This is a genomic window from Nocardia uniformis NBRC 13702 (genome assembly GCF_001613345.1).
GTDB classification, from domain to species: domain Bacteria; phylum Actinomycetota; class Actinomycetes; order Mycobacteriales; family Mycobacteriaceae; genus Nocardia; species Nocardia uniformis.
The window spans coordinates 1-19,836 of the sequence record NZ_BDCE01000014.1 but is presented as its reverse complement, the minus strand read 5'-3'; the positions used below and the strand labels follow the sequence as shown (position 1 = coordinate 19,836).

The window sequence follows — 19,836 nt, the reverse complement described above, 5'->3', positions numbered from 1 at the left end:
ATCGATAAGTGTAGGTCAACAACTGTTGACCTAGCGCCGAGGTGGCCGTATCGTTGTCAACAAGCGTTGGCCAACAGTTGTTGACTTAGTACAGATTGCTTGGAGGACACCATGATTCCCGAGAAGACCGATGTTCTGGTCGTCGGCGGCGGACCCACCGGACTGTTGCTCGCGGGGGACCTGGCCCGCGCCGGTGTGGCGGTAACCCTGGTGGAGAAGCACGCACGCGGTTCGGACCTCACACGGGCCTTCGGCGTGCACGCGCGCACCATGGAGCAATTCGACGCCCGCGGGATCGCCGAGGAGGTGCGCGAGGGCGGGGCCACCGTCGACCAGTTGCAGCTGTTCGGAAAGGCCCGCGTCAATCTGGGCAAACTGCTGAGCGACAGCCGCTTCCCATATCTGCTCATCACCCCGCAGACCCACGTCGAAGACGTATTGCGTAAGCGCGCCCTCGAACTCGGCGCGAATCTGGTGCCGGGCGCGGAGCTGATCACCTTCACCGATAATGGCCGTAGCGTCGAAGCCGAAGTGCGCTACCAGGATTCGACGCACCGGGTGGGCGCGCAATACCTGGTCGGCGCGGACGGCTACCACAGCCGGGTCCGCGAAACCCTCGACCTGCCCTTCCCCGGCAAATCGGTACTCAGGTCCATCATGCTGGCCGATGTTCAACTGAGCTCCCCACCGCCGGGTGTGTTGGCCGTCAACGGTGTCGGCGACGCCTTCGCCTTCGTCGCGCCGTTCGGTGACGGCTATTACCGAATCTTCGCATGGAACCGCCGCAACCAACTGGCCGATAGCGAACCCGTCGAATTCGAAGAGCTGCGCGAAGTCGTAACCCGTGCGCTCGGTACCGATTTCGGCATGCACGATCCGCGCTGGCTGTCGCGATTCCACAGCGATGAGCGGCAGGTGCCGTCCTACCGGGTGGGTCGGGCATTCCTGGCGGGCGATGCGGCACACGTGCATTCACCCGCGGGCGGTCAGGGCATGAACACCGGGTTGCAGGATGCGGCGAACCTGGGGTGGAAACTGGCTGCGGCCGTGCAGGGTTGGGCACCGGACGGGCTGTTGGACACCTACCACTCCGAGCGGCATCCGGTCGGCGAGGAGGTGGTGCGCAGCAGTGGGGCCATCATTCGTGGCGCCATGCTCGAATCCAAGATCGGTCAGATGGTGCGCAATACCCTTGCCGAAGGTGCGCTTTCGCTGCCGCCCATCGCACATAAGGTCGCGGGTTCCATCTCGGGCATCGGCTTCACCTATCCCCGCCCCCACGGCGCGGATCACCTGGTGGGCACCCGTGCCACCGATATCGCCCTCGCCGAGGACACCCGCCTCTACGAGGAGTTGCGCGACGGGAAGTTCGTACTGGTGACGAATGAGCCGGTCGCGGTCGACGGACACGCCGACCGGGTTCGGGTCGCTCTTGCCGCCGATCCGAGCCAACGACCCATGCTGGTGCGGCCGGACGGCTATGTGGCCTGGGCCGGAGACGGAACGACCGATCTCGGTGCGGTACTAGCCGATTGGGTCCGTGCGGCCTGATTCTCGACCTACTGAGATTCCCTGGGTGACGTCGCCAGCCCCCGGTCATCCCGACGTGCTCGCCCCGTCATCCCGACGTGCTCGCCCCGTCATCCCGGCATGCTTTTGGCCGGGATCCACTACTCATCGAAGGTGGATTCCGGCCAAAAGCGCGCCGGAATGACGAGAGGGGGGCGACATTACGCGTTCAAGCTCAGCAATGCCCCGACACTGGGCGGGGTTCGTACCCGCCCCAGAGTGCCGTTATGGCGTAACCCGAATCTGCTGCATCATGTCGTGGTCGGCGTGGTCGAGATTGTGGCAGTGCCAGACGTAACCCCGGATCGGCGGGGAGCTCGACATGGAGTGGCCGTCATGCGGCCCGGAGGCAGCGACGGCTTCCGCGCCCGCGGGAACGTGCAGCGGGGCGTCCGGATCGAATCCGAGTTCCGCGACGGACGGCCAGTACACGAGCACCCGCGTAATGGTGTCGGTCGGGCATTCGACCGAATCCTTCCACCCGGATTCCCAGGCGGGCGCGGGTTCCTGAGGCCCCCGGGGGTAGCCGTCGGCGGACGGTGACCAGCGAATACCGAAGGCGGGCGGCGGGTTCGCGATCCAGTACGAGAATGTGAAGATCGGCTGTCGGCCGATGACGCGCATACGCGCCAGATGGATGTGGATCGGATGGTCGAAGGGGGTGGTGTTGACGATGTCCCACTGTTCGACGGTTCCCGCGCGCGCTATATCGACGTCCTCGGACAGGAACGCGAGATTATTGAGCGCCATCAGGGTCGGGAAGACCGCCTCGGCGCGAGCATCGTCATTGAGACCGATGAGGGTCATGGTGCGGACCGAATCCGGTGTGGCGAGCGGTTCCAGCGGTTCCGGCAGGCCCGGACCGCCGCGCAGGCGCGGCGGGATGGCGGCCGGTGGCCCGGCGCCCGCGACGGTGAACCGCATAATGGGCCGCAACTCCGGGACCATGAATACGGTATTGCCCAGGTCGTTGTAGGCGGTATTGATCAGCTCCACGGCGTCGCCGTCGCGCAGTCCGCTGAAATCGATCAGCAGATCGATGCGCTCGCCCGGGCTGACTCGAATCGACCGCGCGGGAACCGGTGCGTCGAGCAGACCCAGGTCATTGCCGATCACCGAGAAGGGCAGTCCGTTGGACAGCTCGAAAATGTATGGGCGTGAATTGGATCCGTTCAGAACCCGGAAGCGGTAGAGGGTGCGGCGCACCTCCAGGTGCGGCCAGACCACACCGTTGACACACGCCACGTCCCCGAGCTGCCCGGACTGGTTGTAGCCCTGGGGGATATAGATGCCGACCATCGGCTGGATACTGCCGTCGGGATTGAAGGTGCGGTCCTGCACAATGAGCGGGATCTCGAATTCACCGCTCGGTAGGCCGAGTGGATTGTCGGCCCGGCCGGTATCGAATTCATCGCGCACGTAGTACATTCCGGCGAGCCCGGCCTGAATATTGAGGCGGGTGATACCCATTGCGTGATCGTGATACCAAAGGGTCGCCGCCTCTTGGCGTCCGCCGTACGCGTAGGTCGCCCGGCCACCATTGCGCCACCCGATGAGCGGGTGGCCGTCGGCATCCGGAGAGTTCGCGCCGCCGTGCAGGTGCACCGTCATGCGCGGGTCGGTGCGGTCTAGTTCGGTCACGCCGTGCATGGTGAGGTCCACATGCGGGGCCAGCACATGGGTGCCGAGCTCATTGCGGAAGCTGATGCGGGTCGGGCGATCGCGCCAGGCTTCCAGATTCGGCCCGAGCACCGATCGGTCATAACCCCAGCTGCGGGTCTCCGGCAGATCCCGGTGGTAGCGATGCGGCATCGAGATTGCGGCCAATTCCCCGGCAGCGGGCCGGGTTTCGAGAATCGGCAGCGCATCCACGAAGGGCTGCAACGGTGGTGAATGGTAGTTGAGCGGTGTGATCGGCGGCGGCGGAAGCGGCGGGACCGGCACCGGCGGAGGCGGCAGTGGCACCGGCGCGGCTCCCGCTGACGCGGCGAAACCCAGGCCGAGTGCGCCGAGAGTTCCCAGGAGGAACCCCCGTCTGGGCAGGTTCTCGCTCATGATTCATCCGATTCTGCGCCTACCACGCGAGAGCGGCACGAGCTCGGCCCGTTTCGTTATCCAACAGGTCCATCGGGACAATTCGGACGGGCATTACGGCTGTTGAATGCGGGAAGCCGCGCAGCCCAGCAGGCTGCGCGGCTTCCCTACGAGATCGATCAGCCCAGACGCTCGATAATGGTCACATTCGCGGTACCGCCGCCCTCGCAGATGGTGAGCAGGCCGTAGCGCCCGTTCACCCGCTCCAGCTCATGGAGCAGCGAGGAGAACAGCTTCGCGCCGGTGGCACCCAGGGGATGACCGAGCGCGATCGCGCCACCATTGACATTCACCTTGTCCGGATCGGCCCCGGTCTCCTCGAGCCAGGCCAGCACCACCGACGCGAACGCCTCGTTGATCTCGATGACATCCATATCGTCGATGGTCAGACCGGTCTTCTCCAGCGCCCACCGGGTGGCCGGGATCGGCGCGGTGAGCATGAAGATCGGGTCCGCACCGCGCGCGCTCACATGGTGAATGCGGGCGCGCGGGGTGAGTCCGTACTCCTGCACCGCCCACTCCGACGCCAGCAGCGTGGCACTGGAACCATCGGAGATCTGGCTGGCGACCGCGGCGGTAATGCGGCTGCCGTCGGCGAGGGGCTTGAGCCCGGCCATCTTCTCCATACTGGTTTCGCGCGGACCCTCGTCGATCCAGAAGTCGCCGACCGGCACGATCTCGCGGTCGAACTTGCCTTCCACAATGGCCTTACGCGCCCGGTCGTGGCTGCGCAGCGCCCATGCCTCCATCTCCTCGCGGGAGATATTCCACTTCTCGGCGATCATATTGGCCGAATTGAACTGCGATACCTCACCGGTGCCGTAGCGGTGGTCCCAGCCGTGCGCGCCGACGAACGGGGCATCGAAGCCGTACTGCTGGCCCGCGAGCATGGCGGCCGAGATCGGAATGGCGCTCATATTCTGGACGCCGCCCGCCACGATCACCTCGGAGGTGCCGGACATGATGGCCTGTGCGCCGAAGGTGATGGCCTGCTGGCTGGATCCGCACTGGCGGTCGACCGTGACACCGGGTACCGACTCCGGATACCCGGCGGTCAGCCAGGCGGTGCGGGCGATATTGCCCGCCTGCGGGCCGATGGTGTCGCAGCAGCCGAACACCACATCGTCCACCGCTACCGGGTCGATGCCATTGCGCCCCATGAGACCCTGCAGCGCCGCCGCGCCCAGGTCGGCCGGATGCACTCCGGACAGCGAACCGCCGCGCTTGCCGACCGGGGTGCGCACGGCATCGATCACATACGCCTCACGCATGGGTGCGTACTGGCGGCGAGATGGTGCTGACATTGAGAACTCCTACTGCTGACTGCTGGGCTGAGCAAGGGGCCGCGCGGAGCGCGTCATCGAGGGGGCTAGCTGCGTACTTCCGGGGTGGTGAGCCCGTCGAGCACAATGGTCAGGTACTGCTTCGCGAGGCTGTCGACGGTGATGCGGCCGCCCGGCTGATACCAGCGCACCGATACCCAGACGGTGTCCCGCAGAAACCGGTAGGCCAGTTCGATATCGATTTCCGGGCGGAAGCTGCCATCGGCGACGCCGGTGGTCAGCACCTGGTGCCAGAGCTCCCGGAACTCCTTATTGTATTCCTCGATATAGCCGAAACGCGGTGTGCCGCTGAGGCGTTTGGCCTCGGCCTGGTAGATCGCCACCGCCGCGTGCGACCGGTCGAAGGATTCGTAGGACGCGACCACGAGGGCTTCCAGGGTGTCGCGGGCGGGCAGACCCGCGCTGACGATCTCCCGGTAGCGTCCGAAGAGGTCGTCGAGGAAGCCGCGGAGGATTTCATCCACCATCGCTTCCTTGGAATCGAAGTGGTGATAGAGACTGCCCGATAGGATCCCTGCGGCGTCGGCAATATCGCGAACGGTGGTGGCGCGTAGGCCCCGCTCGGCGAAGAGATCGGCGGCCAGGCCCAGCAGCTCGTTGCGACGCGCTGATTTGGAGGGGTCCGATGGTGTGGTCACCTCACCCAATATACAACCAAGCATTTGCTTGGTCGAGGGGGCTGGTCAGTTGCCGCTCCCCCGAGGCAGATCAACGAATCGAATAGCGCAACGGCGATGCGACCGATAGGTCGGCCAGGAGGCGATCGCAGATGATGACCGGCGAGATCCCGGCCCGCGCCATTCGCGCCACCAATGCCAGCCTTCTTTCCGGGCTGTCCCACTCAACGGTCAGTGGCCCGCGCCCCGGCCCGGCATCGACTGTCGCCATGGCGCGCAGCAATCCTTCCTCCGTCGCTACTTCGCTGATTTTCAACACCATGCCGCGTTGCCAGGCACGGTAGGTGTCCATATCCGCGCCGATGACCAATTTATCGGTCGCGGCGCAGAGGCCCTGCGCTATGCCGTCGGCGAAAGCGTCTCGGTCGTAGCGGAATTGGCGACAACGGCGCACCACCTCCAGCAAATCCGCTCGCACTTCACATAGCAGCGCTGTCTGTTTTCGGCGGCGACGCGCATCCGGACTGGTGGCGAATGCCTCTCGGGACAGTCCGATACGGCGGGCGCGCTCACGGTCGCGCGCCAGGTCCACGCGTAGCGCGCCACGCGGATCCCGGGCGACATCGTCTTCGACGACGGCGTGCTGTTCCAGTATCTGCGCAGCCCGCAGGGCGGTCGCGCGCTCGGAATCGTGATCCAGCAATTCCGCCCCCAGTGTGAGGGCCGCGAGCACGGCATTGTCGATCCGGCGGCGAGACAGCACGACCTCGCGCACCAGTTCCAGTTCCAATTCTTCCTGGACTGCTTCTTGTCGATGATCCGGACCCATGGGTCGTGCCCTTCGACGTGTGGTACCGGCCTAAACCAGGATTGCACACGCGGGGCAGGGGCGCGCCAACGATTTTCTATCTGTGGATAAATGCAGGAACCGCCGCGTCCCAAACGGGACGCGGCGGTGAGAGAAAGGGGACGAGCTGCACCGAACTCGCCAGCTTCACACCATGTTTCCTATTGTCGGAGAACGCAATCGGGCGAATTAGGCGCGCTGGCTACTGATGGAGACGACTTCACCGGTGAGGTAGGTCGTGTAATCGCTCGCCAGCATCGCGATGGTGGCGGCGACCTCCCACGGCTCGGCGGCACGGCCGAAGGCCTCGCCCGCCGCGAGTCGGTCGAGCAGATCACCCGAGGTGACCTTGTCGAGGAAAGCGTGCCGCGCGATGCTCGGCGCGACGGCATTGATCCGCACACCGTATTCGGCGGCCTCGACGGCCGAACAGCGGGTCAGCGCCATGACGCCGGCCTTGGCGGCGGCGTAGTGGGCCTGGCCGTGCTGGGCCCGCCAGCCGAGAACACTCGCGTTATTGACGATCACGCCGCCGTGGTCGGCATCGCGGAAGTACCGCAGCGCCGCGCGAGTACAGCGGAAGGTCCCATTGAGCGTGATGTCGAGGACCTTGTCCCACTGCTCGTCGGTCATATCGACAACGGGGGTCTCACCGCCGAGACCGGCATTGTTGACCATGATGTCGATTCGGCCCAGGGCGGCCACGGCACCGGCGATCAAGGCGTCCACCTGTTCGGTGCTGCTCACATCGCAAGGCACGGAAGCGATTCGGCGGTCCGGGAATTCGCTCTTCAGCAGCTCCTCGGTCTCCTTCAGGCGACGCTCGTGCCAGTCGGAGATCACCACATCCGCGCCCTCGGCGAGCAAGCGGCGCGCGGTGGACGAGCCGATGCCGGTGCCCGCGGCGGCGGTCACCACGGCGACCTTCCCGGCCAGCAGGTTGTGGCCCGCGACGATTTCAGGGGCAATGGACAAATCGGCTGTGCCCATTTGTCGCTCGCTACGCTCACTCATGGCCGAGCCTCTCGCGGAAGTCCGAGCACCCGCTCGGAGATGATATTGCGCTGCACTTCGTTCGATCCCCCATAGATGGTGTCGGCGCGGCTGAAGAGGAACAGCCGCTGCCACGCATTGAGATCGTCACCCTCGGCATCGGCGATGAGGCCGGGTGCGCCGAGGACATCCATGGCGAGCTCACCGAGCCCGCGATGCCAGTTCGCCCACAACAGTTTGGTGACCGACGCCTGTCCGGCGGCGGTGCGGGCATCGACCTGCGCGCCGTCGGCACCCTCGTCCAGGGTGCGCAGGACGTGGGCGCGCAACACCCGCAGCCCGACCCACGCCTTGTCCAGGCGGTCGGCGATCACCGGATTCTCGATGGCGCCGTTCGCACGGGCCACCGCCTCCAGGTCGGCGAGTTCACGCGCGTACCGAATCTGCTGGCCGATGGTCGAGGTGCCGCGCTCGAAGGTGAGCGTGCCCATCGCGACCCGCCACCCGTCACCGGGCGCGCCGACCACCAGATCGGCTGCGGTGCGGGCATTGTCGAAGTAGACCTCGTTGAATTCCGCGGTCCCGGTGAGCTGGATGATGGGCCGCACCTCGATGCCGGGCTGCTTCATCGGCACCAGCAGATAGGACAGGCCCTTATGGCGCTGGGAACCCTTCTCGGTGCGCGCCACCACGAAGCACCAGTCGGACAGGTGCGCCAGGGAAGTCCAGACCTTCTGACCGTTGATCGACCACTCGTCGCCGTCGAGCTGAGCGGAGGTGGCGACGGCGGCCAGATCCGAACCCGCGCCCGGTTCCGAATAGCCCTGGCACCACAGCTCGGTGACATTGCGGATGCCGGGCAGGAAGCGCCGCTTCTGCTCCTCGGTACCGAAGGCGATGAGTGTCGGGCCGAGCAGCTCCTCGCCGAGGTGGGAGACCCGGCTGGGCGCATCGGCCTTGGCGTATTCCTCGTGGAAGATGATCTGCTGCCGCAGGGTGGCGTCGCGGCCGCCCCACTCCTTGGGCCAGCCGAGGCAGGTCAGCCCGGCGGCGGCCAGCGCGCGATCCCATTCGAGGCGCTCTTCGAAGGCCTCGTGTTCGCGGCCGGGGCCACCCAGGCCGCGCAGGTGGGCGAATTCGCCGTTCAGGGCCGCGGCCAGCCAATCACGCACCTCGGCGCGGAACGCGGCATCCTCATCACGCTCGATCCCGCTGGCCGGTTCGGGGGTCTGGATCATGCTCACGTCGGTAGAGTAACCTACCAAGCACTTGCTTTGTTAGACCCATTCCCGGACGGCAGGAAATCCGATGACACCTCCTCCGCAGACCACACCGCTGGCTCTGCACGACGCGGCGCGCGCCTTCGGTGATGCTCCTGCCGTCGTCGACGGTGCCGTAGTACTGAGCTGGGCGCAATTGCTCGACTCGGTCCGTGAAACGGCTCGTGCGCTGCTCGCACGCGGCATTGCGACCGGCGACCGGATCGGTATCTGGGCCCCCAATACCCATCACTGGGTGACGGCGGTCCTGGCTACCCACTACGTGGGTGCGGTGATCGTTCCGCTCAATACCCGGTACGTCGCCGATGAGGCCGCGGATGTGCTGGCGCGGGTGGACGCGAAGGCGCTGTTCATCGCCGGGCCGTTCCTCGGGCGGGATCGACTGGCCGAATTGCGGGCCGCCGCCCCGGATTTGACGATCGAGACCGCGATCGTGATTCCGGTCGACGGTGCGGGCACGAACGAGGACGCCATCGCATGGGCCGAGTTGCCGAAACTGGCCGAGGCGGTCAGCGTCGAGGCCGCCATCGCGCGGGCGGAATCCATTTCACCTGAGGATCTTTCGGATATCCTCTTCACCTCCGGGACCACCGGGCGCAGTAAGGGCACCTTGATCGCGCACCGGCAGGCGCTCGCGGGCGCTCGGGCCTGGAGCGAATGCGCCACCCTCAACAGCGAGGACCGCTATCTGGTGGTGCCGCCGTTCTTCCACAATTTCGGTTACAAGGCAGGCATTCTCGCGTGCCTGGTCACCGGCGCGACCATCGTGCCGCAGGCCACCTTCGATGTGCCGGAGATGATGCGACTGGTGCAGGAGCATCGCATTACGGTGCTCACCGGGCCGCCGACCATTTACCAGACCATCCTGGAGCATCCGGCGCGGCTGGAGGCCGACCTGACCAGTCTGCGGGTCGCGGTGACCGGCGCTGCCACGGTGCCGGTGGTACTCATCGAAAGAATGCGCGATGAGCTGCGATTCGATGTGGTGCTCACCGCGTACGGACTGTCGGAGTCCGGCGGCTTCGGCACCATGTGCCGCGCCGAGGACGATGCGGAGACCATCGCGAATACCTGCGGCCGCGCCATCGGCGATTTCGAGATCAAACTCGCCGATAACGGTGAGGTGCTGATTCGGGGATCGCAGGTCATGCTCGGCTATCTCGATGACCCGCAGGCCACCGCCGACACCATCGACGCCGATGGCTGGTTGCACACCGGCGATGTCGGGACCCTCAACGAGCGCGGCTATCTGAAGATCACCGACCGGCTCAAGGATATGTACATCAGCGGCGGGTTCAATGTGTACCCGGCCGAGGTGGAACAGGCTTTGGCCCGGCTCGACGGCGTCGCCGAGACGGCGGTCATCGGGGTGCCCGATGAGCGTATGGGCGAGGTCGGCAAGGCCTTCGTGGTCCGCCGGACGGGATCGGCGCTGACCGCTGAAGACGTTGTCGCGCATGCCAAGACACTGCTGGCCAATTTCAAGGTGCCGCGGACTGTCGAATTCCGGGACCAGCTGCCCTACAGCGCGGCCGGGAAGGTTTTGAAACGGCAGCTTCGAGATGTGAGTGAGGAGACGGCATGAATGGTCAGCGTCCGGAGGAGGCAGCTTGCGTAACCACGTAGGACGCCCAGTCATGCCGAGAAAAAACAGCATGAATGGTCAGCGTCCGGAGGAGGCAGCTTGCGTAACCACGCAGGACGCCCAGTCATGCCGAGAGGAAACAGCGTGAGCCAGGAACTGGGTCCTATCCCCGACGAGGGTGATGTCGTCCTCTACGAGACGTGCGGGCCGGTCGCGATCGTCACCCTCAACCGGCCGGACTTCCGCAATGCGCAGAACTCGGTCATGACCTACGCTCTCGACGCCGCGTTCACGCGGGCGGTGCAGGATGCCGAGGTCAAGGTGATCGTCCTGGCCGGTGCCGGAAAGCATTTCAGCGCCGGGCACGATATCGGGACGCAGGGTCGCGACCACCACATCTCGTATGAGAACAAGGCCGTCACGTGGTGGGACCACGTGGACCGGCCGGGTGGTGATCAGCGCTTCGCCCGGGAATCCGAGGTGTACCTGGGTATGTGCCGCCGCTGGCGGGATATCCCCAAGCCGACCATTGCCATGGTGCAGGGCGCGTGCATCGCCGGTGCGCTCATGCTGGCCTGGTCGTGCGACATGATTGTCGCCTCCGAGGATGCGTTCTTCTCCGATCCGGTGGTGCGCATGGGCATTCCGGGCGTCGAGTACTTCGCGCACCCGTGGATGCTCGGCCCGCGCCGCGCCAAGGAGATCCTGTTCACCGGTGAACGCTTCACCGCCGCACAGGCTTACGAGTGGGGCATGCTCAATCGGGTCGTACCGCGAGACGAATTGGAGAGCCATACCCTTGCCCTCGCCGAGAAGATCGCCGAGATGCCGCAATTCGGTTTGGCGCTGACCAAGAAGGCCGTCAACCAGTGCGAGGACCTCATGGGTATGCGCGCGGGTATGGATTCGGTATTCGGGCTGCACCACTTCGCCCATGCCCACAATGCCGAGGTCGGTACCGATTCACTCGGCGGGATGAACGCCAAATCCATGAAGGCCAGCGCGGAAGCGCCGAAGAGCGCCGAGGGAGCGAAGTAGTGGACCTCGAATTCGATGCCAAGACAGAGGAATTCCGCCGCGAGGTCCGCGAATTCCTGGCCGCCAACGCGCCCAGCAGCCCCCTGCCTTCGATGGATACCAGGGCAGGCTTCGAGCTGCACCGGCAGTGGGAAGCGAAACTCGCCGATGCGCGGCTGTCCTGCGTGGCCTGGCCCGCCGAGTACGGCGGGCGCGATGCCTCCCTGACCGAGTGGGTCATTTTCGAGGAGGAGTACTACGCGGCGGGTGCGCCCGGACGCGTGAGTCAGAACGGCATCTTCCTGCTCGCACCGACGCTGTTCGAGCACGGCTCCCCCGAGCAGTTGGCGCGCATTCTGCCGAGAATGGCGCGCGCCGAGGATATCTGGGCGCAGGCATGGTCGGAGCCCGAGGCCGGTAGCGATCTCGCCGGTATTCGCTCCAGTGCGCGGCGTACCGAGGGCGGCTGGATTCTCAATGGCCAGAAGACCTGGAGTTCCCGTGCCTCCTACGCGGATTGGGGATTCGGCCTGTTCCGCAGCGATCCGGAAGCGCAGCGGCACAAGGGGCTCACCTATTTGATGTTCCCGCTGACCGCCGAGGGCATTACGGTGCGGCCCATTCCGCAGCTCGATGGCGAACCCGGTTTCGCGGAGATCTTCCTCGATAACGTCTTCGTGCCCGATGCGGACGTGATCGGCGAGCCGAACAATGGCTGGAAGGTCGCCATGGCGACCTCCAGCAACGAGCGAGGTCTATCACTGCGCAGCCCGGGCCGGTTCAATGCCACCGCCGCCAAACTCATCGACCTGTGGCGCACCGTCGCCGATCCGGGTGATACCGCCGTGCGCGACCGCGTGGTGGATGCCTGGATGGGCGCGGAGGCCTACCGCTTGAATACCTGGGCCACCGTCACCCGATTGGCCGAGGGTGGCCAGTTGGGCGCGGAATCCTCGGTGAACAAGGTCTATTGGTCCGAGCTGGATATCACCATGCACGAGACCGCCCTGGATCTGCACGGCGCCGCCGCCGAACAGGAGTCGGCGTGGACCGACGGCTTCCTGTTCGCGCTGGCAGGTCCGATCTACGCGGGCACCAATGAGATTCAGCGCAATATCATCGCCGAACGCCTACTCGGCCTGCCGCGATAGCCACCCGGAGGACGACATGCGATTCGCTTTGACCGCAGAACAGCTTGATTTCGCCGCCAGCCTGCGCAAGATGTGCGAGGCCGCCAAAACACCGGCGACGGTGCGCGCCTGGGGCGATGGGAACGCCTCCGCCGGAAAGGCTTTGATCCGGCAGCTGGCCGAGGCCGGTGCGTTGGGGCTGACCACCTCCGAGGACAACGGCGGATTCGGGGCCGGGCCGGTGGAACTCATGGTGGCCTGCACCGAGATCGGCCGGGCCGCTGTGCCCGGACCGCTGGTGGAGACAGCCGCCGCGATTCCGGCTCTGCTACAGGCACTTCCGGATTCCGCGAAGGCCGCCGAGTGGTTACCCGGATTTGCCGAGGGCGCTGCCCTGGGCACCATCGCGCTGCCCGCGCCGGGAACGACCGGCGAGCCCATCGCGCTGGACGCCGATATCGCCGATGTGGTGTTGGTTGCCAGCGGTGACCGGGTCTCGCTGGCTACGCCGCACGAGCGCATTCGCTCGGTGGATGCGGCTCGGCGGCTGTTCCCGGTCGCCGAGAGCGCCGTGGTCGCCGAGGGCGATGGGGTGCGCGCCGCCATTGAATCCGGTTTCGACGCAGGTGCTTTGGCTGCTGCCGCGCAACTGCTGGGTGCGGGTCGGGCCCTGCTCGATACCAGTGTCGACTATGTGAAGCAGCGCCAGCAGTTCGGTAAGCCGATCGGCCAGTACCAGGCCATCAAGCACCTGCTCGCGAATGTACTCATCGGTTTGGATATGGCGCAGCCCCTGCTCTACCGGGCCGCGCTGTCATTGCAGGACGGCTCCCCTACCGCGTCTCGCGATATTTCCGCCGCCAAACTGGCCTGCGGCGAAGCGGCCTACCAGGCCGCCCGCACCGCCCTACAGGTGCACGGTGCGATCGGCTACACCGCCGAATTCGATCTCTCGCTGTGGATTACCAAGGTCACCGCGCTGCGCTCGGCCTGGGGCACCGCCGAATTCCACCGCGCGCGCATCGCCGCCGCCCTGCGCGCCGAAGGAGTCAACGCATGAGCATTACCGCCGAACAGCAGGAACTCGCCACCACCGTGCGCGCCGTGCTGACCAAGCACGGCGATAGCGCCGCCATGCGGCGCGGGCTCGAGAGCGAGCGCGGATACGACGAACAGCTGTGGAAGCTGCTGTGCGAGCAGGTCGGCGTGGCGGCGCTGGCCATTCCCGAGGAGTTCGGCGGTATCGGCGCCGGACTCGTCGAATCCCTGCTCGTGGTAGAGGAATTGGGTCGCACGCTGGCCGCGCCGCCCATGCTCGGGTCGGCGGTGCTGGGTGTGCGGGCGCTGCTGCTCGCCGGGAATACCGAGGCGAATGAGCGACTGCTGCCCGAGGTGGCCGAGGGTGCTCGCACGCTCGCCCTGTGCTGGGCGGGGCGACGTGGCTGGGATGAGTTCGGGGTGGATGCGGCGGGCGGGAAGCTCTCCGGCACAGCGCACTACGTGCTGGACGGCGCCTATGCCGACACCCTGCTGGTACTCACGGCCGACGGGCTCTTCGAGGTGGATGGTGCGGCCGAAGGTGTCGTTCGTACCGTCATGCCGACCCAGGATCCCTCTCGACGGCTCACCGAAATCGCCTTCAATGGTGTTGCGGCGCAACCTCTGGGTTCGGTCGAGGTGGCGCGGCTGCGTGCGATCGCCTGGGTGGCAGTGGCCGCCGAACAGGTCGGCGCGGCCGAACAGTGCCTCGATATGACCGTCGACTACTCCAAGTCCCGCGTACAGTTCGGCCGCCCCATCGGCAGCTTCCAGGCCTTGAAGCACCGCATGGCCGATATGTACGTCCTGGTGGAATCGGCCCGTTCGATCGCGCACTACGCGATCGGCGAACTGGCCGCGGGCACCGCCGAGGCGGTGGATGTGGCGGCGGCCCGCCTGCACTGCTCGGACGCGTTCAATGCCGTCGTCTCCGAAACCGTGCAGATGCACGGCGGCATCGCCATTACCTGGGAGCACGACGCGCATCTGTTCTTCAAACGCGCCCACGGCGACGCCCAACTCTTCGGCACTCCCGCGCGGCCGCTGGCCCGACCGGCCTGACCTCGCGCCGCTGCCCTGCCTGACCCGTCGCCATTTCGGCGACGGGATGACAGGGACGGCGCCAACGGTGGATCTTGATCGTCTACGCACAGTATTCGAAACCGTGGAAGGGTAATCCTAGGCTTCAATTGACTCCGCCGGGGCGAAGTAGCGGTACTGCAACCGCGTCATGTGGGACGCTCCCACAACTAGGTCAGATCACACCGCTACCAGGCGGTGCTTTGCCGATCCAGTTGCACGAGTACCCGATCCCTGGACAGAGACTGTTTACCGCCCTTGGCCTCAGAACGTCCGAGGATTCACGGGGGCTGAGGTCTCAGCCAGGAGTTTTTACAGCAGAACCGGTAGTGCCTGTTGGTGTTTCACGGCCCATGCCACGAGCTAAAGAGTAGCGGGAACGACCAAGAGAATGGGCTGAATACCAAATTTCTCAAAACGAGCTGCGACACCCGGACCTCAACTCGCTGACCGGCGTGCTCATTGGCATCGCGGTCGAACAGTTGCGAGCGAATGGGCACGGGGTCGAGGTGGAACGATCTGTACGCGATGGATTGGATGGGCCCACGCGGATACCGATAACTTCGGCGTGGCCGAGCACGTGCTGTGGCCGATCCACCACGGCATCCTCTACTACCCGGGTATGGATGTGCTGCCGCCATTCCTGGCGCACGGGACGATCGGCGTGGATTCCGAGCGGTTCGACGCGATTGCCGACGACCTGCGCAAGCACCTGTCCGCGCTGGATACCGTCGCGCCGATCGCCTATCGGCCGCAGGGCGGAGGCGACTACGACCGGAGCTTGCGGCTGCGGCCCGGCCTGGAATCGGCGGGGGCCACGGGATTCGATCTGCATTCGCGCACTGACAGCTGACTACTCCGGCACGGGCCGGTGATCGGGGGAATCTTCCCTGGTCATCGGCCTGTGCGCTATTTCACGATGAGAATATCGTTAGCTTAGGTAATCATTTAGTTAGCATATGCAACGGTATTTAGGCGCGACTGAGCGCCATCATTCGATGATGAGGGAGTAACCGTGAGCACAATGTCGGTTGCCCGACCCGGCAGTGGGCCGTCGGCCAACCAGAAGTCCAGCACCACAAAACAACCCAAATCCGTGTGGGCCGTGGCATTTGCCAGTGTTATCGCCTTCATGGGCATCGGGCTGGTCGATCCGATTCTGAAACCGATCGGCGAACAACTCCATGCGACGCCCTCGCAGGTGACACTGCTGTTCACCAGCTACATGCTGGTCACCGGTGTGGCCATGCTGATCACCGGCGTCATCTCCAGCCGCTTCGGGGCGAAGAAGACACTGCTGGCCGGTCTGGCCATCATTGTCCTATTCGCCGCTCTCGCAGGCAGTTCCGATACCGTCGGCCAAATCGTGGGCTTCCGCGCCGGATGGGGTCTCGGCAACGCGCTCTTCATCGCCACCGCCCTCGCCACCATTGTCGGCTCGGCCACCGGCGGTGTGGCCCGCGCCATCATCCTCTACGAGGCCGCCCTCGGCATCGGCATTGCCGCCGGGCCCCTGGTGGGCGGGTTCCTCGGCCACTACAGCTGGCGCACACCGTTTTCGGTGTCTCGGTCCTGATGGCCATCGCCTTCATCGGCCTGATCGTGCTGCTGCCGGAGACCCCGAAACCCGCCGCACCCACCTCGATCACCGCCCCCTTCAAGGCCCTGACGTACCCCGGCCTGCTGTTGGTGAGCATTACCGCCCTGCTCTACAACTACGGGTTCTTCACCCTCCTGGCCTACACGCCATTCCCCCTCGATATGGGCACCTACGAAATCGGCTTCATCTTCTTCGGCTGGGGCCTGCTGCTGGCCCTGTCGTCGGTCTGGATCGCGCCGAAACTCCAGCGCGCCTTCGGAACCGTCCCGATGATGGCCCTGGCCCTCGCCCTCTTCGCCGCGGACCTGGCGATCATGGCCCTCTTCGCCGACCACAAGCCGGTTCTGGTCGTGGGCACCGTTATCGCGGGGCTGTTCCTGGGCGTGAACAACACCCTGATCACCGAAGCCGTCATGGTCTCGGCCCCCGTGGAACGCTCCACCGCCTCGGCCGCCTACAGCTTCGTCCGCTTCGCCGGTGGTGCGGCGGCCCCATTCCTCGCGGGCAAATTGGGCGAACACCGGATGGCCCTGCCGTTCTGGGTCGGCGCGGCCTGCACCGCCGCCGCGGTCGCGGTCCTACTCTCCGGCCGCAAGCTCCTGGCGGGCGTCGACAATCATGACCCGGCACCACATAGCGTCGAGGAAGCCCAGGCCATCACCCTCGGCGACGACTGAGAGCGACCGAACACGCCCGTCTACGGACCCTCTGCTGAGATAACCGCAGGTGGGCGCACAATTGTCGAGCCACATCGATATGCGCTGTCTATCTGAAGGATGGCCGACAATGGATGGTGAGAGCTTGGCGTTCTTGATCATGGCGATTGCCGCCACGATTGGGCCGCTCGTGTTGTTGTGGATGCGGCGTCGGCGGATCCGGCGGTACGGCGTCGGGGGTGGTGAGTTCAACCATCCGTTCGCGCATGCCGGGTATGGGGGTGTGCCACCGGGGACCTCCATTCAGGAAGACTTCGGTGGGGCGACGACGACACAACCGTTCGGCGCGGCTGACGATGGGCCGGATGGGCCGGAGGCGCGCCCCGCGGTGCGCTGACACCGCGGAAGCCCCAGCGACCGAGTGGATTCGGCGAATTCCGGCAAGCCTCAGTGGACCAGGACCTCGACCTCACGGGCCGGGGCCTTCTTGCCGAAGCGGGCGCGCAGTGGGTACATGGCGGCAACTACCAGGAGGCTCACGATGGAGGCCAGCAACTGGTTGCGCTGCTCGGGGACCCGGGCCATGGCGATCAAGACGGCGGCGATGGCGATGATTACCAGCCAGCTGATGTACGGGTAGCCCCACATGCGGTAGGTCAGCGAAGACGGGTCTTCGCGGCGGAGTTGGGCACGAAGCTTCAACTGGGAGAACATGATTGCCACGTAGATGAAGGCGAGGACGACGCCGATGGAGTTCACCAGGAAGGTGAAGACGGTGTCCGGGGAGATGTAGGAGGCGATGACCGCGCCCCAGGCGGCGATGGTGCCGAGCAGGACGGCACGGGCGGGGACGCCGCGCTTATTGACCTTGACCAGGGCGGCGGGGGCGTCGCCGTCGCGGGTCAGGACGTAGAGCATGCGGGAGGAGACGTAGATGGCGGAGTTCAGCACCGACAGGACCGCCGTCAGGATGACGACCTGCATGATGGTGCCCGCGGCGGGGACGCCCATATGGTCGAGGGCGCTGACGAACGGGCTCTTCAGAACCTTGGCGTCATCCCACGGGAGAATGCAGACAATCAGGAAGATCGACGCCACGTAGAACAGGCCGACGCGCCACAGCACATTGTTGGTGGCGCGGGCCACGGCCCGGCCGGGCTCCTTGGATTCGGCCGCCGCGATGGTGACGATCTCGGTACCGCCGAAGGCGAAGATGACGACCACGATGGCGGAGAAGACGCCGACAATGCCATTGGGCGTGAACCCGCCGTGCCCGGTCAGATTGTGCAGACCGCCGTCGGCATCCGGCCACAGGCCGAACAGGTACACCGCACCCAGCACCAGGAACAGCACAATGGCGACGACCTTGATGGAAGCGAACCAGAATTCGAATTCGCCGAAGGATTTCACCGATACCAGATTGACGGCGGTCATGATGAGCAGCAGTACGGCGGCGAGCACCCACTGCGGCAGATCGACCCACTCGCCGAGAATCGCCGCACCGGCCACGGCCTCCGCGCCGACCAGAATGACGTAGAGGTACCAGTACAGCCAGCCGACGGTGAATCCGGCGAACGGACCCATCGACATGCGCGCGTACTCGGCCAGCGAGCCGGCCACCGGGCGGGCCACCACCATTTCGCCGAGTGCGCGCAGCACACACAGCACCAGCAGACCGGCCGCCGCATAGGACAGCACCGCGGCGGGCCCGGCGGTTTTGATAACCGAGCCGCTGCCGACGAACAGACCCGCACCGATCGCGCCGCCGATGGCGATCATCGTCAAATGGCGGCGCCGGAGTCCGGGCCGTAGCCCGCCCTGCTCGGTACCGATCGGCTCCGACATCTGCCCGCCACCTTCTTGTTGTTGCTCAAATGTTGCGGCTACACCTTAACGGCACTGGTCATGCGACCAAAACACGAGGTGTGATCCAGGTCGCCGGCGCGGCTCGAAATTAGCGAATCTTGTTCCGGCGCTGTGATCTTGCGTTCGGCGTAACGTCGGAGAGATGACCGAGACGAGTCGGACCGAGGTCCGTGTCGAACCGTGCGCCAAGCGCGTGCGGACCTATCTCGGCGGTCACCTGGTCGCCGACACCATCCACCCCGTATTGGTATGGGAACACCCGTACTACCCGACCTACTACTTGCCCGCCGCCGACCTGACGGCCAAGCTCGAGCCCTCCGGCGATGCCCGCGGTTCCACCGAATTGGGCGACGGCACCCAGTTCGACGTGCAGGTCGACAATGCCACCGCCTTCGGCGCGGCGGTCCGCTACCTCGACTCCCCCATCCCCGAACTCCGCGACCTGGTGCGCTTCGACTTCGACGCCATGGACGCCTGGTTCGAGGAGGACGAGCCCATCTACGTCCATCCGCGCGACCCCTACAGCCGGGTGGATATCCTGGCCAGCTCCCGCCATATCCGGGTGGTGGTGGACGGCACCACCGTCGCCGACTCGCACAATGCCCGCATTCTCTTCGAAACCGGGCTGCCGCCAAGGTATTACCTACCGCTGACCGATGTCCGGATGGATCTGCTGCGGGTCTCCGAAACCGAGAGCCAGTGTCCGTACAAGGGCACCGCCTCGTACTGGCATGTCCGCGTGGGCGAGAACGATTACCCGGACATCGTGTGGGGCTATCCCACGCCGCTGCCGGAGAGCCAGAAGGTCGCCGGGCTGGTGTGCTTCTACAACGAGAAGGTGGATATCTGGGTGGATGGGGAGCTACTCGCCCGCCCGAGCACCCCGTTCGGCTGAGTTCCGCCGCCGGGTGGCTACCGACGTTGAAGGCGTGCGGTCGGAGCACTGCCTGTCATCCCAACGCGGGTCAGAGCAGCACCTCGCCTTCCCGGCGTGAGATCAGAGCAGCACCCGTCGTCCCGGCATGAGGGCAGAGCAACCCCGGCATTCCGGCGTGAGGGCAGAACAACCCCGACACCCCGACATGACGGCAGAACAACCCCGTCATCCGGCGTGTATTTGG

The 19,836-nt window shown here is 65.6% G+C and carries 16 protein-coding genes and 1 pseudogene; 10 read left to right on the top strand and 7 right to left on the bottom strand.

All coding sequences use genetic code 11. The features are described from left to right. Positions 1-111 precede the first annotated feature (111 nt). On the top strand, positions 112-1,551 hold the full coding sequence (locus NU1_RS03965) for an FAD-dependent monooxygenase (RefSeq protein ID WP_067517545.1): 1,440 nt from the start codon (positions 112-114) through the stop codon (positions 1,549-1,551). 243 nt (positions 1,552-1,794) lie between these two features. Here the strand turns inward: NU1_RS03965 and NU1_RS03960 are convergent, their stop codons facing one another. The 6 genes from NU1_RS03960 to NU1_RS03935 all read right to left on the bottom strand — a co-directional run bounded on the left by NU1_RS03960 (position 1,795) and on the right by NU1_RS03935 (position 8,701). Next, the gene (locus NU1_RS03960; protein ID WP_067517496.1) at positions 1,795-3,624 is read right to left on the bottom strand and encodes a multicopper oxidase family protein; all 1,830 of its coding nucleotides are present in this window, start codon (positions 3,622-3,624) and stop codon (positions 1,795-1,797) included. A gap of 158 nt (positions 3,625-3,782) precedes the next feature. After that, positions 3,783-4,934 (bottom strand): acetyl-CoA C-acetyltransferase, encoded by a 1,152-nt coding sequence (locus tag NU1_RS03955; RefSeq protein WP_067517489.1) that lies wholly within the window; start codon positions 4,932-4,934, stop codon positions 3,783-3,785. Between the two features lie 98 nt (positions 4,935-5,032). Next, positions 5,033-5,668, bottom strand: a complete 636-nt coding sequence (locus tag NU1_RS03950) for a TetR/AcrR family transcriptional regulator (protein WP_169814991.1) — start codon at positions 5,666-5,668, stop codon at positions 5,033-5,035. Positions 5,669-5,714: 46 nt separating this feature from the next. Next, entirely contained in the window at positions 5,715-6,452 is a 738-nt protein-coding gene (locus tag NU1_RS03945) for a hypothetical protein (protein WP_067517485.1), read from the bottom strand. 207 nt (positions 6,453-6,659) lie between these two features. After that, positions 6,660-7,460 (bottom strand): SDR family oxidoreductase, encoded by an 801-nt coding sequence (locus NU1_RS03940; protein ID WP_067517480.1) that lies wholly within the window; start codon positions 7,458-7,460, stop codon positions 6,660-6,662. A gap of 20 nt (positions 7,461-7,480) precedes the next feature. Further along, positions 7,481-8,701, bottom strand: a complete 1,221-nt coding sequence (locus tag NU1_RS03935; RefSeq protein ID WP_067517478.1) for an acyl-CoA dehydrogenase family protein — start codon at positions 8,699-8,701, stop codon at positions 7,481-7,483. A 70-nt stretch (positions 8,702-8,771) separates the two neighbouring features. On the opposite strand from NU1_RS03935, the gene NU1_RS03930 reads away from it, so the two are divergent. The 8 genes and pseudogenes from NU1_RS03930 (at position 8,772) to NU1_RS03895 (ending at position 17,246) form a co-directional block, all read left to right on the top strand. Continuing rightward, the gene (locus NU1_RS03930) at positions 8,772-10,328 is read left to right on the top strand and encodes a FadD3 family acyl-CoA ligase (protein ID WP_067517475.1); all 1,557 of its coding nucleotides are present in this window, start codon (positions 8,772-8,774) and stop codon (positions 10,326-10,328) included. Positions 10,329-10,454: 126 nt separating this feature from the next. Then, the gene (locus NU1_RS03925) at positions 10,455-11,366 is read left to right on the top strand and encodes an enoyl-CoA hydratase (protein WP_067517474.1); all 912 of its coding nucleotides are present in this window, start codon (positions 10,455-10,457) and stop codon (positions 11,364-11,366) included. After that, complete coding sequence (locus tag NU1_RS03920; RefSeq protein ID WP_067517472.1) at positions 11,366-12,496, top strand: acyl-CoA dehydrogenase family protein; 1,131 nt, start codon at positions 11,366-11,368, stop codon at positions 12,494-12,496. The genes NU1_RS03925 and NU1_RS03920 overlap by 1 nt, the downstream gene beginning before the upstream one ends. A 16-nt stretch (positions 12,497-12,512) precedes the next feature. After that, a complete protein-coding gene (locus tag NU1_RS03915) occupies positions 12,513-13,535 on the top strand; it encodes an acyl-CoA dehydrogenase family protein (RefSeq protein ID WP_067517470.1) in 1,023 nt (340 codons plus the stop codon). Beyond that, positions 13,532-14,575: an acyl-CoA dehydrogenase family protein gene (locus NU1_RS03910; protein ID WP_067517468.1), complete on the top strand. Its 1,044-nt coding sequence runs from the start codon at positions 13,532-13,534 to the stop codon at positions 14,573-14,575. Before NU1_RS03915 ends, NU1_RS03910 begins: the two co-directional genes overlap by 4 nt. 586 nt (positions 14,576-15,161) lie before the next feature. Continuing rightward, positions 15,162-15,446 (top strand): hypothetical protein, encoded by a 285-nt coding sequence (locus tag NU1_RS43980; protein ID WP_067517466.1) that lies wholly within the window; start codon positions 15,162-15,164, stop codon positions 15,444-15,446. A gap of 171 nt (positions 15,447-15,617) precedes the next feature. Then, a pseudogene (locus tag NU1_RS03900) lies at positions 15,618-16,870 on the top strand (MFS transporter). 109 nt (positions 16,871-16,979) lie between these two features. Next, positions 16,980-17,246 (top strand): hypothetical protein, encoded by a 267-nt coding sequence (locus NU1_RS03895; RefSeq protein ID WP_067517464.1) that lies wholly within the window; start codon positions 16,980-16,982, stop codon positions 17,244-17,246. Positions 17,247-17,296: 50 nt separating this feature from the next. Here NU1_RS03895 and NU1_RS03890 read toward each other — a convergent pair whose 3' ends face one another. Next, positions 17,297-18,694, bottom strand: coding sequence for an amino acid permease (locus NU1_RS03890; RefSeq protein WP_067517462.1), 1,398 nt, complete (start codon positions 18,692-18,694; stop codon positions 17,297-17,299). 163 nt (positions 18,695-18,857) lie between these two features. Between NU1_RS03890 and NU1_RS03885 the strand changes: the two genes are divergently transcribed. After that, the gene (locus NU1_RS03885; RefSeq protein ID WP_067517460.1) at positions 18,858-19,610 is read left to right on the top strand and encodes a DUF427 domain-containing protein; all 753 of its coding nucleotides are present in this window, start codon (positions 18,858-18,860) and stop codon (positions 19,608-19,610) included. The last annotated feature ends 226 nt before the right edge of the window (positions 19,611-19,836 follow it).

What these genes read in the sequence shown, in the direction of transcription:
- NU1_RS03950 (WP_169814991.1), bottom strand. Translation starts at nt 5,668, where the DNA reads ATGCTTGGTTGTATATTGGGTGAGGTGACCACACCATCGGACCCCTCC.
- NU1_RS03890 (WP_067517462.1), bottom strand. Translation starts at nt 18,694, where the DNA reads ATGTCGGAGCCGATCGGTACCGAGCAGGGCGGGCTACGGCCCGGACTC.
- NU1_RS03925 (WP_067517474.1), top strand. Translation starts at nt 10,455, where the DNA reads ATGCCGAGAGGAAACAGCGTGAGCCAGGAACTGGGTCCTATCCCCGAC.
- NU1_RS03965 (WP_067517545.1), top strand. Translation starts at nt 112, where the DNA reads ATGATTCCCGAGAAGACCGATGTTCTGGTCGTCGGCGGCGGACCCACC.
- NU1_RS03910 (WP_067517468.1), top strand. Translation starts at nt 13,532, where the DNA reads ATGAGCATTACCGCCGAACAGCAGGAACTCGCCACCACCGTGCGCGCC.
- NU1_RS03940 (WP_067517480.1), bottom strand. Translation starts at nt 7,460, where the DNA reads ATGGGCACAGCCGATTTGTCCATTGCCCCTGAAATCGTCGCGGGCCAC.
- NU1_RS03935 (WP_067517478.1), bottom strand. Translation starts at nt 8,701, where the DNA reads ATGATCCAGACCCCCGAACCGGCCAGCGGGATCGAGCGTGATGAGGAT.
- NU1_RS03955 (WP_067517489.1), bottom strand. Translation starts at nt 4,934, where the DNA reads ATGCGTGAGGCGTATGTGATCGATGCCGTGCGCACCCCGGTCGGCAAG.
- NU1_RS03930 (WP_067517475.1), top strand. Translation starts at nt 8,772, where the DNA reads ATGACACCTCCTCCGCAGACCACACCGCTGGCTCTGCACGACGCGGCG.
- NU1_RS03960 (WP_067517496.1), bottom strand. Translation starts at nt 3,624, where the DNA reads ATGAGCGAGAACCTGCCCAGACGGGGGTTCCTCCTGGGAACTCTCGGC.
- NU1_RS03885 (WP_067517460.1), top strand. Translation starts at nt 18,858, where the DNA reads ATGACCGAGACGAGTCGGACCGAGGTCCGTGTCGAACCGTGCGCCAAG.
- NU1_RS03915 (WP_067517470.1), top strand. Translation starts at nt 12,513, where the DNA reads ATGCGATTCGCTTTGACCGCAGAACAGCTTGATTTCGCCGCCAGCCTG.
- NU1_RS03945 (WP_067517485.1), bottom strand. Translation starts at nt 6,452, where the DNA reads ATGGGTCCGGATCATCGACAAGAAGCAGTCCAGGAAGAATTGGAACTG.
- NU1_RS03895 (WP_067517464.1), top strand. Translation starts at nt 16,980, where the DNA reads ATGGATGGTGAGAGCTTGGCGTTCTTGATCATGGCGATTGCCGCCACG.